Source organism: Bilifractor sp. LCP19S3_H10, assembly GCF_052119185.1.
Taxonomy (GTDB): domain Bacteria; phylum Bacillota; class Clostridia; order Lachnospirales; family Lachnospiraceae; genus Bilifractor.
Genome location: NZ_JBQKFT010000038.1, coordinates 1 through 13,213 on the forward strand (window position 1 = coordinate 1; position 13,213 = coordinate 13,213).

Genomic DNA, 13,213 nt, shown 5'->3' on the forward strand with positions numbered 1-13,213 from the left:
GTATAACAAGTTTGGATCCGGCGGGAACAAGTCCAAGGCCTGCAAGAACCGCCACATGCTCTATCTTGTGCGCGAAGGCGAGATTTTCCCGGTGGTGATTTCACTTCCAACTGGGAGCCTTAAGAGCTTCACCGACTACGTGAAGCTGAATATTGCGGGGCGGCGGAGCCGCCTGTCCGGTGTGGCGAGAGCCACCTGTCCGGACTGACGGAGCCACCCCAACTTGCATTACACTGTTACTTGGCTTGTGCGGGATCCAATCCGTAGACTTCTCTCATAGAAATGTCTTTGGTAGGATCAGCACTCTCGATGTCAATCTTATAGGAGTCGTAGGCAATACGATCCATAATCGCATCGGCAAGAGTGCTCTCTCCGCCGCAGATCTGCTGATACCATTCTGACTCCCGGAATTGAGAGCAGAAGATCGTGGAAGATTTCTTCCGTCGTTTATGGATCAGCTCAAACAGGTTCCTGGCCTCTGGCTCTGTGAGTTTCAGAAGAAGCCATTCATCAATGATCAGCAGAACCGGTTTGGTGTATTTCTTCAGGACGGACTGAAAGTTCCCGGCGTCCCGCGCCGCCTGCAGGTCAAGGAGCAGATCCGGAAGGCGGACATACTGTACTGTGTAATACTGCTTGCAGGCTTCCATACCGAAGGCACAGGCCATGTAGGTTTTACCGCTTCCGGTTGCGCCAGTGATGAAGATGTTGCGGCACTCTGTGATGTATTCGCAGTTCGCCATCCGCTCGATCAGGGATTTATTAAGCTTCCTTCCGGAATGGTAATCGATTGCCGCGACAGAAGCATCCGGCTGCTCGAAATCCGCCTTACGAATCAGGCGTTTTAACCGGTTGTTTTTCCTGCTGGTATATTCAACATCGACCAGCATGCCGAAACGATCATCAAAGGGGACATCCTTCATAGAGGAATCGTCCTTCTGTATGCGGAACGTGTCAGCCATAGCAGTAAGTCGCATTTCAATCAACTTGTTAATAGTGCTTTCGTTGGTCATGATCTGTTACCTCCGTAGTATCTGGCGCCTCTGGTAATGCCGCGCGGTTTGGTTTCTTCATCAGATGGCAAAGCATCCGGTTTCTGCTTCATAGCAGTGATGAGATTTTTGATACTTTTGTAGCTGGGTTTGCCACTGTAGGACAATGCACGCTCACAGGCTTTTTCAAGCTGCTAGGAAGTATGCTTGTCTGCCAGCCGCAGCAGTCCCATACAGCTCCTGTATGACTGCTGTTCGACCCGGCCGGAGGTAAGGATTGCATCAACCGCCTTTCGTGTGTTTGGCCCGATCTGATCCGCCCACCTGCGGAAACGATCGCCGTTCCACTCCAGATATTTCTGGTGGTCATCGGGCATGTGCGCCGTGACCGTGGAATACTGGCCGCTCCTGCCGTGAAGGCGACGATGGGAAGCGATCCGATCGTGATGATAAAAAATTTCAATCGTTGTGTCTGTCACCCGCACATCGACCTTATCTTTGATATACTGATGAGGCACTGAGTAGAACATACCGTCTACTGCGATGTGATAGTTGAACTGTACGGTGGCGATTTTCCATTCGGCCAGTTCGAAGGGTGTGGCAGGCAAAGGTGCCAGTAATGGCTGTTCTTCCCCAAGAAACAGACTGCGCCTGCTGCATTCCTTTTTCTGGAACTGTCTGGCGTTGTAGGCATCGAGCTTCTTCCGGATGGCGACGTTTAATCCCGCCAGCGAAAAGAACTGCTCATTCCGTAAAGCGGCAGTGATCCAGGTGGATATCTTGCCTACGGAGCCTTCTACATTCGGTTTGTCCTTGGGACGGCGCACACGAGCCGGCAGGATCGCGACATTATAGTGCTCTGCCATTTCGTGATACGTCGTATTGAGTACCGGTGTATACCAGTCACTCTTTTTGTGATCGACCGCTGTTGTACAGTTATCGGCCACAATCATCGGTGCAGTGCCGCCGAAGAATTCAAACATGTGGACATGGGCCTTGATCCAGTTCCCGGTCCGTTCGTTCATAAATGCTTCGACGAACGTGTACTGGCTGTAGGTCATAACGCCTACAAACAGCCAGCAGTCGGTGAGTTCACCGGTATCCGGATCGATGATGTGCGCGGGATCTCCCGCCCAGTCAACCTCGATCTGCTCACCCGGTCTTCTGGGGATGTGCATGGTTGCACGGCGCTTCTGTTCATCCCTGCGGATGTATTCGCAGAACTGGGAATACATGAGAGGTTCTTCGCCGGCCTGCCGGCATTCCTCGCAGTATTCGATCCACAGAAGCTTTTTTGTGACACCGTTCCGCAAGAGTTCTTTGCGGATGTAGTTATAGTCGGGAAGCCGTCTGTCTGTCGCCGACTTGTCGCTCGGGAACAAAAGCTCCTCGAGCGCACCGTCAGTCATGCCGAAATCGAGAGGCCATGAGATATCCATCTCAGTCGCCTTATCGATCACGCGTCTGACTGTGTTACGTGAAACACTGCAGCTGCGTGCAATGTTTCTGTCACTAAATCCCAGGCTCTTGAGCCGAAGGATCTCACGATACTTGGTCATAATGGTGACCCTCCTTTATCTGTAGTCACGCTGAAGCGTGCACAAACAGTATAAAGGAACGTATGATACAGGAACCGTCAGAGTGGCTCCAAAACTCCGGAATCAGTGGCTCTCATTCTCCGGAATGGTGGCTCTCAAAGTCCGGACAGATGGCTCCGAAGGGGCCGGAATAATCAGGTAGATGCTAAGGCCGCTGAAGAAGCTAAGAAGACCGAAGCAGAGGCTGTGCTGAAGAAGCTGCTGGCCAGCGGCATGAGTGCGGACGAAATCCTCGAAAAACTGAAATAAGATCGGCCGTGTGGACAAACTGAACTCCAGAAGTTCACACGGTTTTTTTGAAGGTCGCTATATAGTTTATAACGGAAATAAAAGAAATGGAGTGTGACATAAAATGAATTTATCAAAAATACATCATATTGCAATCATTGTATCTGACTATGAAGCAGCTAAGGATTTCTATGTGAACAAGCTGGGATTCTCTGTTATCAGAGAAAACTATCGCCCAGAGCGTAAAGACTGGAAGCTGGATCTGCGTGTTAACGAACACACAGAGCTGGAGATTTTTGCAGAAGAAAACCCGCCGAAGCGTGTGAACCACCCGGAGGCCTGTGGGCTGCGTCACCTTGCATTTTGTGTGGAGAGCGTGGAGCAGACAGTGAATGAGTTGGCAGAGGTAGGAATTGAATGTGAGCCAATTCGTGTGGATGATTACACCGGCAAGAAGATGACCTTCTTCCATGACCCGGACGGACTGCCGTTGGAGCTGCATGAGTAAAATGAAGAAAACAAGAAAACCAGGCGGTGGCCGGAAGAAGTTGAAGCCAGAGTACGATGCCGGGAAAAATCTGAAAGAGCAGCTGGAAAGTGCTGTGGCACTTTATGATTCTGAGATGTCCTTGCAGGCCATCGGCGAAGAACTGGGATTAAATCCAATCAAAGTAAGAAAGCTGCTCATCACGGCCGATGTGTATGAATCTGAAATGGCGGAGAAGGTGCAAGCTGCCTTTCAAGAATACCGTGAAACACAAGACTACAAAACCTCCATACTCTCAACTGCAAACACTCTGAAACTTTCCAAAGCCTCCGTCACCTCGTACCTGCCATATCGGAAAGGTGTGTACTTCCCAAGCACAGCAGAAAAAGGGAAGATCAGTGTCGGAGCAGAGCGGCAGCGGAGATACAGAGCAATGAAGCGGTGGAGGGTTGATCCGACAGAAGAAAACTTCTGGGGCATGGTTGTGTCCTATGCCGGGGTAGGATTTAAAACCTACTCTGGAATGCCATTCTCTTACGAAATTAAAAAAGGCAGGAACGGTGAGTACACAAAAGAGCTGTGGATCGACCGCCGGGAGAAGAGTAAAAGTCTAGCATGGAGTTCAGTGCTGCTGGCGCTGAAGAATATTAAAGGAGAAGTGGTAGACCGCCCGAAAGCTCTGGGCGATATCCGGGGAGTGACTTACATCTACGGAATGTTCTATCGGTTCGGATTGATCGATGTGCCGGATGAAGTGAAGGAGAAGATGGGGCATCCGAAAGACCGCAAAAAATAGGTTGCTATGTGCAAAAGTCTACGGTAAGATGTGCCGTAACTGAGGATGTGAATCTCAGTTAGGAAGGATGGTAGCATTATAGAAAGTTTGTTTCGTTTTAATAGCTTTGCTGAGGAAGCGAGCACATCTGCATCAGATGCAGCTTTTACAGAATCATCTTGTGGAGCATAGTGGACAGTTAGAAAAACTTTGTTGTTTTTCAGAATCGTGACGTCACCATATTCCATTGCCATACGGGCAACCTTGGAGAAGTTCTGATTAGCTTCTGTCATCGAAACAGTTTTATCAGTGTCAATAATCATAATGAGTACCTCCTTGGTATTATGATTATAGATAAATTCTAGGATAAATCCAATGGATTATTTTGTTTTTGCAAGCCCTATTTGAAGAATGCCGGACAGGCGCTTTCAGCGCACCGGAATATTCATATTAAATCTGGTAGAGGCTGTTTCCTTATGTTAATATGAATTTAATGAGACACCTATTGTATTTTCTTTAATAAAGTCACAGATTATTTTTTGGTGTGGAGGAGGGAATAACATGGCAGAAGGAAAACGTACACGTCGCAGTCGCTCAGAGGTATTGCAGAGCAAACTGGAAAAGTTAAAGGAAGATCAGGTAAAGTATACACAGAAACTTCAGGTAATAGACGATCAGATAAAGCAGATCGAAGATGAACTGAATGAACAGCGTGTGGACGAAGTGATGGCAGAGATCACAGCACAAGGACTTACCATAGACCAGGCACTGGAAAAACTTCGTTCCTGACATTTGATAAGTCTGTAAGTAGTATATAAATCACACATTATGAAACGAAAAGTCATCACGATTATCATATTCCTTACCCTTGCTTTTATCTGGGGCCACTCCATGGTGCCAAGGCCAGCCTCGGCCGATGAGAGTGGTTTTTTTCTGAAGATTTTGTATCCGGTTTTATCGGTTATCGTAGGCAGGGACCGGGTGACGAACCATCTGATCAGAAAAATAGCCCACTTTACCGAGTATTTCATACTGGGGACAGAGCTCAGACTGTATCAGAATGTCCGATTTTCTGACACTGTGGCAGCGTGTACGACAACTTCTGATGCTGCGGCAGCATGTAGGACAACTTCTGATGCCGGGGCAGCTTGCGGAACGGATCCCGAAAGAAGTGAAAGTCTCATAAACAGGTTTTCTCGGCTGCTGCACGGCAGGATGCTGACTTCTGTAAGATATGCTTTTTACATTGCGTTCATCGATGAGACCATCCAGATTTTCAGCGGAAGAGGTCCACAGATCGCAGATGTCTGGCTGGATGTGTTCGGAGCATGCTGCGGAACAGTGATAATTTCCCTATTGTCAGTTTGTAAGTCAGTCAATCCGATGGTTGAGTAGGAATTGGGTAGGAGTTTATTAGGAGGACAGATCCATAGAAACCCTGAACAGGAATTTAAAATTTAAGGATGTTCTTGTTCTCGCCTTCAGCACGATGATAGGATGGGGATGGGTAGCACTTACCGGAAATTGGGTTGACCGGGGCGGAACGATTGGTGCGGTGCTTGCGTTTGTCATTGGCGCCGTTCTCTGTATTTTTGTCGGCCTGACCTATTGCGAGCTTACTCCCGCATTGCCTTATTCCGGAGGAGAACTCGTTTTTACCTATAAGGCATTGGGCTACCACGGGGCATGGTTCTCCGGGTGGATGATTGCTTTTGCATATATTGGTGTCGCTGCATGGGAGGGACCGGCGCTGGTTACAGCGATTGACTACCTGATTACGATCCCGAGATATGGTTATCTTTGGACCATCGCCGGATTTGATGTATATGCGACCTGGCTGGTAATCCCTGTATGCGTCGGAGCATTATTGTGCATAATCAATACAAAGGGGATTAAGACCTCCACAATTTTTCAGGCGGTGGTCACAACAATACTGGCTGTCGGCGGCATTGCCTTCGCGATTATCAGCGGCATGAATGGTTCTATTGAGAATATGAAACCGCTGTTTACGTCAGCAAACGGGATGTTTTCTGTGGTTCTGGCTGTTCCGGCTATGTTTGTCGGCTTTGATGTTATTCCACAGGTGGCGGAGGAAATGAATCTTCCGCTAAAAAAGATACCTGCTGCCATTGTGGCATCCATCCTTTTAGCTGCAGGATGGTATATCATGATTATTCTTGCCAGTTCCTTGGCGGCACCGAATGAGATCCTTGGCAGAGAGGGATTGTCTGTGGTAAACGCTGTGAATTATGCGGCAAATCGTCCGATTGCAGGTAAACTGATTGTTGTTACAGCGATTATGGGAATTCTGTCCAGCTGGAATGGCTTTATTATCGGCGCAACAAGAGTTCTTTATTCGATGGGCCGGGCTAAGATGCTTCCGGACTTCTTCGGGAAGCTTCACAAGAAATATCATACACCGGGAAATGCGATTGTATTCATCGGCGTCATTACGATCCTGACACCGCTTCTTGGGAAAAATTCTCTCGGGTGGTTTGTTGACGCAAGCGCATTCGGTACCGTAATCGCCTATTTAATGGTCACCATTTCCTTTGTGATTCTAAGAATAACCTGTAAAGACCTGCCCAGGCCCTTCAGGGTAAAGCATGGGATGATCGTAGGAATAATCGCCGTCATAATCTCGCTGTTCTTTGTGTCTTTATACCTGCCGGTTGGAAATTGTTCGCTGTCTGGTGTAGAATGGGTGATCGTAGGAGTCTGGGTTGGCTCAGGTATGTTATTTTATTTATTGAGCCTTCCACATATGAAGGAAAATACCCGGATCAGAGAAAATGCGTTATTTTGTAAATCTCCGGAGAATTAGCGTTCAATTTTCTTCCGCTTATAGATGTCGCGAGAGGCATTGCGATTTTGTTGATGATCATAGGACATAAATGTGAGACAGGAGGAGAGCGATGATCTACAATTTCAACCTGGGCATCGGCTGGGCTTCCAGCGGCGTAGAGTACGCCCAGCTGTATCGGGCGCGCATGCTGCGCGCCATCGATGAGCCTGCCCGTTTTATTTTCACGGATATGTTTCCGCGGGAGAACATCGAACATTATACGAAGAAGATGGGCTTCAAGGATAAGGAAATCCTGTGGCTCTATACTTTTTTTACGGATTTTCGTACGGCGCCGGTCACTTATACGCTGGAAGATTTTCAGGAAACTCTCGCGAATGTCGATTACCGTGTGCAGCGGACCGGAAAAATCGGCCGTCTCTTTTTTTCAGATCATGATTTCTGCACGCTTTATTTTGTCAACGATCAGGAGAACCTTCTGCATCGTGTGGAATATGTGTCCGGCGGCCGTCTGATCCGCAAGGATTATTTTACCTACGGACGGATCTATTCGGAATATTATGCTCCGCTTGACAATAAGGCTCATCTGTATCTGCGCCGTTTTTTCAATACAGACGGTTCTGTCGCGTATGAGGAAATCACTGATGACGGCGATGTCATGTATCGTTTTCCCGATCAGATCTTATATTCCAAGGAGGAGCTGGTCGGGTATCTGGTCCGGTGTCTGCATCTGAACCACAGGGATGTCGTCATCATTGACCGGACGACCGGCATCGGGCAGGCAATTCTGCAGAACTGTGCACCTGCCAGGGTCGGCATCGTTGTGCATGCGGATCATTACAGCGTCGGAAGTACCGATGACCGGAATATTCTCTGGAACAATTATTATGAGTATTCCTTTGATATGTCGCGGCATATTTCTTTTTTTATCACTTCTACTAATGCGCAGCGGGATCTCATGCGCGCCCAGTTCGAGAAGTACACGGGAGAGGTACCTGAGATCCGCACGATTCCGGTGGGCAGTCTGGAACAGCTCCGCTATCCGGACACCGCACGGAAGCCTTTTTCTATTGTGACTGCCAGCCGGCTGGCATCGGAGAAGCATGTGGACTGGGTCATTGAGGCCTGTGTGAAGGCGAAGAGGGAGATCCCGGAGCTTACGTTGGACATCTACGGTGAGGGCAGCGAACAGCAGCGGCTCCTGCAGCTGATCCGGGAGAATCAGGCGGATGACTATATCCGTTTGATGGGGCAGTACGATATGACCGATGTCTATCGAAATTATGAACTCTATCTGTCAGGGTCGACCAGTGAGGGCTTTGGCCTGAGTCTGATGGAAGCCGTCGGCAGCGGTCTGCCCATTATCGGCTTTGATGTTCCGTATGGGAATCCGACTTTTATCGACGACGGCAGAAATGGCTATCTGATTCCCGTGGACGAGGATATGTCCATACCGGAGCATGTGGAGGGCCTCTCCGCGGCTGTGGTGAAATATTTTCAGATGGCCGACCGTGCCTCCTTTCATAAACATTCCTATGCGGTTGCACAATCTTATTTGACAGAAAAGGTGATGCGGAAATGGAAAAAAGTGATCCGGTTAAAATAAATGCTCATACCGATGTAGAAATAAATTATCTGGCAGAAAGAAATGCTTGTACCGGTATGTCACCAAATGATCCGATCGATGGAAATGCCTCTGCCGGGGTAAGAGTGACTGACGGCATTCTGCTGCTTGATCGTTACGATGAGATGGCTGATATGCTGAAGCAGTCCTTTCGCTGTGCGGGTTTTGCCGGACCTGTTGTCGTGATTGAGGACAAGGGCTTTCAACCGCCGGATGTCCTTTCCGTTTTCCGGTGGTTCTGCAGCGATCCTGAAAAAAAGAAATCTGGTGAGAAGGGTGCCGGCTTGAACGGTTTCAGTGCGAAAGATCGCAGCAATACAAAGGCCGTGAATGCATATCGTATCTTGCATGCCGGTTGGAAGGCAGGGAGTCCGCGTTATTTCAATCAGATCGAACTGCCGGATTACTGGGAAATCAGCAGTACAGGCAGCGGCGGCGAGATCCATGATCTTCATCATCTCCGCGGCCGTATTTTTTATGCGCAGCCGGCGCATCGCCGGCTGGTCAGTGAGGTGGACTGGCTGGACGATCAGGGCATTGTCCGCTGCACCGACCATTACGATTGTCACGGACTCCTGTATGCGAGAACGGTCTTTAATCGAAGCGGGAAGCGGTTCTGCCGTTCGTGGTTTAATGATGACGGCCAGGAATGCGTGGTGGAGAACGATGTGACCGGCGACATTATCGTCACCCGCAATCATAAAACGTATATCTATAAAAGCCGGACGGATCTCGTCATCGAAATGCTTCGTGAGTTAAAGGCGGACGGGCAGCGCATCTTTTATAATTCGCTGTCAACGCCGCTCTTTGTCAGCGAGCGCTTTCCATCAGACAGTTTTCTGTTCTGGCAGGAGGGCCCGCGCGAAGATATTCCCGGAAATATGCAGATGATCCTGAACGGACATTCGCACACCCGCAGGATCTATGTACAGAATCCGGCCAGCCGGCAGAAACTGATCAAGCTTGGTGCTCCAAAGGAATGGGTACGGCCTTTGGGCTTTGTCTATCCCTTTGAAAGGGAAAATCATTGCCGCCCTGATATTCTGATCTGCACAAACTCCGATCAGATCGAAGAGCTTGAAGTGGTGGTGAAGCGTCTGCCTCAGATGGTGTTCCACATTGCGGCGGTCACGGAAATGTCTGCCCGCCTTCTGGCATTCGGACGCTATCCGAATGTAAGGCTGTATCCTGTGGTAAAGGAGAAAACAGTGAACGAACTGTTCCGCAGATGTGATTATTATTTCGACATCAATCATGGCGGTGAAATTCTCTCCAGCGTAAGGCGAGCTTTTCTGAATAATCAGCTGATTCTGGGCTTTGAGACAACCATTCATCAACACCGGTACGTCGCGAAAGAACATATTTTTCACGACGCATCGGATCTTTGCTCGCTTGCCGCAGATCCGGACCGTCTGCCCGCTGCACTGTCGCTGCAGCATCAGGCTGCCATGAGTGAGAGAACAGACACGTACCGGGAATTGTTCGAATGTCAGATGCCCTCCACGTAAGGTGGTGAGCTTCTGACTGATCCCACGGGCAAGCCTGTGGGTTTTACGCCGCAATTGATAACTGCCTAGTCGCAGTGATACAGGTGGATCACGGCGTCTCAAAATTTTGTGACGCTGATGCCGGCATTCTGTCATTCCAGGTTCATTTTTCCAAATTTCAATATTAAGGGGGCTCAGTATCCCGATGCCGGATTTCCGGCGATCCGGATCGTATGGACGATGGATACAGTTTCTTCACACATTTTCACAGGAGAGGTGCTATAATCGAAAAGCAAAATTAATAGTATCTAATATCGTTCTGGTTATACGATTGCAGAAGTCCAACAACTTCAACAGGCATGACAGCGATAGATGACTTTAGGCAGGTGTATCAACGATGAAAAAGAGAAAGAAAAAAAGCTTAACAAAGATTGTTAATCGAAAGAGAAAACATACTCTTCTAAAAGGAGTCGCCGCGACAGGCGCTCTTTTGGGCGGAACCGCGATTTTCGGTCAGGGGAATAAGGTATATGCTGCTGAGGCTGAAAATCTTTCCGAATCCGGATGGACGAGCGAAAGTGTACTGGAACAGGCAACTGCTTCGGAATCAAAGGCATTATCCGTCTCGGAATCTGATACCGGATCGGAAACATCCAATGAAAGACTGACAGGTTCAGCAGACAGTAAGGTTTCTGCCGGGGAGGCTGCCGCACAATCTCAGAAAGCCAGTCAGTCGATGTCTGACGTCAACAGCAATCAGGATAAGGTGGATTCTGAAAGTCTGTCCGAAACAGCCAGCAGACTTGCCTCTGAAGGAGCCTCAAATGATCTATCGAGTCAGTCTGCCTCTGACAGTGATTCACTTTCTGCGTCGGCAAGCCTCCGGGAAAGTGATAGTCTGCAGGATTCGGTTTCCGGCAGCACAATGGCTTCTCAAACACAATCTGCTTCAGCAAGTGAGAGTGTAAGTGAATCTGCTTCAGCCTCAGAAAGCAGACGCATGCTCAACAGCGCTGTGTCAGAATCCGCAAGTCGTTCAACCTCAACTTCACTGGAGGAGTCTGCACAGACAAGTACTGTTGTGTCGGAATCTGCGGCAGGTTCCGAACATCAGAGTCAGCTGGTTTCGGAAAGCGTTTCTGATTCTGCCTCGAACAGCCAGAGCGGAAGCATTTCCGTCGAAACTTCTGTATCATTATCAGACAGTCAGAGTCTGTCGAACAGTACTTCGGGTTCTGAAAGTCAGATTGTATCTGCATCCTCTTCTGAATCGGCATCAGTAAGTACCAGCACTTCCGCTTCTGCGAGTGAAACAGCCGGCATTGAAAAAGTAAAAGAAGTCAAGGTATTTGAATATATCGATAGGGATGAAAAAAATACTATTAAGAATGTAACGGGAACGCTCGACCTTGAAAGCGGAAACATCCATTGGGAGTTTAAATACCAGGCAAAGGATGGCAAGAAATGGAATAATAGCCAGCAGTATTTTGGATTTTATTTAAATGTTGTCGGCGGCGCCAAGGCACCTGAAAATATATCAATTACAGATGCTATGGGACATACATATGAATTTAATAATGTAAATAATGGATTTTACAATAATAATGATTCATATAGTGAAGCTGATCAAGCAAATAGATATAAAAAAAGGGCGCTCGGTTCTAATATTACAACCATTGATTATAAAGGTAGATACTGGGGCGACAGCTATTCCACAACAGAAAAGATCAATGTAAATGGCACTGTTACTGTCTCCTTTGATACGTCCCTAGGTAAATATCAAGAATGGGGCAAAGCCATTGCCAATGTTGTGGTCAGTGTTCAGGCGACTTCGAGTAGCACTGCAGATCACTGGAGTAGGGGGATATTTAGGTATACGATTCATCCCACAGTGGCGGAGAGCAGTCAGGGAGCGGAAAGCAGTAATAGAGGTGTGGTTACCATCACACCGGAAGCTAATTACACAAGTGAAGCGGGGAGTGTCAGTGAACTGGCATCCATGTCCCAGTCAACGTCAGAGTCTGTTTCAACCAGGCAAAGCGAATCGGCGTCATTATGTTCGAGTTTGTCGCTTTCGCAGAAAGATAGTGTAACCGCAAGCAACAGTACTAGCTCATCTGCTTCGCAAAGCCAGCGTACCGAAAGTGCTTCAGAGAGTAGCAGCCATTCATTGTCTCAGGATATTTCCAATCAATCTTCGAGATCTGCTTCGGTTAGTGAATTGCATTCGACGGAGCAATCGGAGCAATACAGCAATTCCGTATCTGTAAGCGCAAGTGAGTCTATCAGTATAGCCAGCAACAAAAGTGCATCCGATAGTCTGTCTGAGGAAACATCGCAGTCAGGTAGTGCAAGCGATTCTGCATCCGTAAGTCTGTCATCGGTAATTTCTCAGTCTGAAAGCGCAGCATCGGAATCTGCATCGCAGAGCAGCAGTTTAGAGAGTGAATCGACGAGCGCAAGTACAAGCAAATCGACAAGTCTTTCGGCATCGGCAAGTCTAAGCAACAGCGTTCGTTCCGAAAGTATCTCGAATGTCTCTGAATCAAACAGCATCCGTGCGAGTGCGTCCGAACGGGATTCCGAAAGAAAATCTGAAAGTATCAGCCGGTCCGCTTCATTGTCGAACAGTGAGAGTCAGAGAATATCAAACTCGCTGAGTATGTCAGACAGTTTGAGCGCTTTGACCAGTGCAAGTACTTCCGGTAGTGTAAGTGCTTCCGGTAGTATAAGTGCTTCGACAAGGGAAAGCACGTCCGCATCTCAATCTGAAAGCATCAGCCGGTCTGCTTCTTTGTCGAACAGTGAGAGTCAGAGAACTTCAAACTCGCTGAGTATGTCAAACAGTTTGAGTGCTTTGACCAGTGCAAGTACTTCCGGTAGTGTAAGTGCTTCCGATAGTGTCAGTGCTTCTGGTAGTGCAAGTGCTTCCGATAGTGCAAGTGCTTCGACAAAGGAAAGCACGTCCGTATCTCAATCTGAAAGCATCAGCCGATCTGCTTCTTTGTCGAGCAGTGAGAGTCAGAGAACTTCAAACTCGCTGAGTATGTCAGACAGTTTGAGTGCTTCGACCAGTGCAAGTACTTCCGATAGTGTCAGTGCTTCCGATAGTGCAAGTGCTTCCGATAGTGCAAGTGCTTCGACAAAGGAAAGCACGTCCATATCTCAGTCTGAAAGCATCAGCCGGTCTGCTTCTTTGTCGAACAGTGAGAGTCAGAG

9 protein-coding genes and 2 pseudogenes are annotated in these 13,213 nt (G+C 48.3%); 9 read left to right on the plus strand and 2 right to left on the minus strand.

The annotated features are described in order from the left end of the window. A pseudogene (locus tag ACTQZS_RS15010) lies at positions 1–208 on the plus strand (hypothetical protein); the annotation flags it as partial. Positions 209–236: 28 nt separating this feature from the next. On the opposite strand, the gene istB reads toward ACTQZS_RS15010, so the two are convergent. Continuing rightward, on the minus strand, positions 237–1,013 hold the full coding sequence (istB, locus tag ACTQZS_RS15015; protein WP_441476539.1) for an IS21-like element helper ATPase IstB: 777 nt from the start codon (positions 1,011–1,013) through the stop codon (positions 237–239). A gap of 173 nt (positions 1,014–1,186) precedes the next feature. Then, entirely contained in the window at positions 1,187–2,551 is a 1,365-nt protein-coding gene (gene istA / locus ACTQZS_RS15020) for an IS21 family transposase (RefSeq protein WP_441476540.1), read from the minus strand. Positions 2,552–2,942: 391 nt separating this feature from the next. Between istA and gloA2 the strand changes: the two genes are divergently transcribed. The 8 genes and pseudogenes from gloA2 to ACTQZS_RS15060 all read left to right on the plus strand — a co-directional run. Next, a complete protein-coding gene (gloA2, locus tag ACTQZS_RS15025) occupies positions 2,943–3,326 on the plus strand; it encodes an SMU1112c/YaeR family gloxylase I-like metalloprotein (protein ID WP_227617353.1) in 384 nt (127 codons plus the stop codon). A 1-nt stretch (position 3,327) separates the two neighbouring features. Beyond that, entirely contained in the window at positions 3,328–4,101 is a 774-nt protein-coding gene (locus tag ACTQZS_RS15030; protein WP_441476541.1) for a hypothetical protein, read from the plus strand. Positions 4,102–4,641: 540 nt separating this feature from the next. Beyond that, on the plus strand, positions 4,642–4,869 hold the full coding sequence (locus ACTQZS_RS15035; RefSeq protein ID WP_441476542.1) for a hypothetical protein: 228 nt from the start codon (positions 4,642–4,644) through the stop codon (positions 4,867–4,869). A gap of 39 nt (positions 4,870–4,908) precedes the next feature. After that, positions 4,909–5,475 carry a VanZ family protein gene (locus ACTQZS_RS15040; protein WP_441476543.1) on the plus strand — a complete coding sequence of 189 codons (567 nt, stop codon included), beginning with the start codon at positions 4,909–4,911 and terminating at the stop codon, positions 5,473–5,475. 43 nt (positions 5,476–5,518) lie between these two features. Continuing rightward, positions 5,519–6,904, plus strand: a complete 1,386-nt coding sequence (locus tag ACTQZS_RS15045) for an APC family permease (RefSeq protein WP_441476546.1) — start codon at positions 5,519–5,521, stop codon at positions 6,902–6,904. Positions 6,905–6,995: 91 nt separating this feature from the next. Then, positions 6,996–8,489, plus strand: coding sequence for an accessory Sec system glycosyltransferase GtfA (gene gtfA, locus ACTQZS_RS15050; protein ID WP_441476544.1), 1,494 nt, complete (start codon positions 6,996–6,998; stop codon positions 8,487–8,489). Further along, the gene (gene gtfB, locus ACTQZS_RS15055; RefSeq protein WP_441476545.1) at positions 8,462–10,015 is read left to right on the plus strand and encodes an accessory Sec system glycosylation chaperone GtfB; all 1,554 of its coding nucleotides are present in this window, start codon (positions 8,462–8,464) and stop codon (positions 10,013–10,015) included. The genes gtfA and gtfB overlap by 28 nt, the downstream gene beginning before the upstream one ends. A gap of 376 nt (positions 10,016–10,391) precedes the next feature. Continuing rightward, a pseudogene (locus ACTQZS_RS15060) lies at positions 10,392–13,213 on the plus strand (accessory Sec-dependent LPXTG-anchored adhesin); the annotation flags it as partial.

Bases quoted from the DNA above. Each gene is read 5' to 3' on its own strand.
- istB (WP_441476539.1), bottom strand. From the start codon at position 1,013: ATGACCAACGAAAGCACTATTAACAAGTTGATTGAAATGCGACTTACT.
- istA (WP_441476540.1), bottom strand. From the start codon at position 2,551: ATGACCAAGTATCGTGAGATCCTTCGGCTCAAGAGCCTGGGATTTAGT.
- gloA2 (WP_227617353.1), top strand. From the start codon at position 2,943: ATGAATTTATCAAAAATACATCATATTGCAATCATTGTATCTGACTAT.
- ACTQZS_RS15030 (WP_441476541.1), top strand. From the start codon at position 3,328: ATGAAGAAAACAAGAAAACCAGGCGGTGGCCGGAAGAAGTTGAAGCCA.
- ACTQZS_RS15035 (WP_441476542.1), top strand. From the start codon at position 4,642: ATGGCAGAAGGAAAACGTACACGTCGCAGTCGCTCAGAGGTATTGCAG.
- ACTQZS_RS15040 (WP_441476543.1), top strand. From the start codon at position 4,909: ATGAAACGAAAAGTCATCACGATTATCATATTCCTTACCCTTGCTTTT.
- gtfA (WP_441476544.1), top strand. From the start codon at position 6,996: ATGATCTACAATTTCAACCTGGGCATCGGCTGGGCTTCCAGCGGCGTA.
- gtfB (WP_441476545.1), top strand. From the start codon at position 8,462: ATGGAAAAAAGTGATCCGGTTAAAATAAATGCTCATACCGATGTAGAA.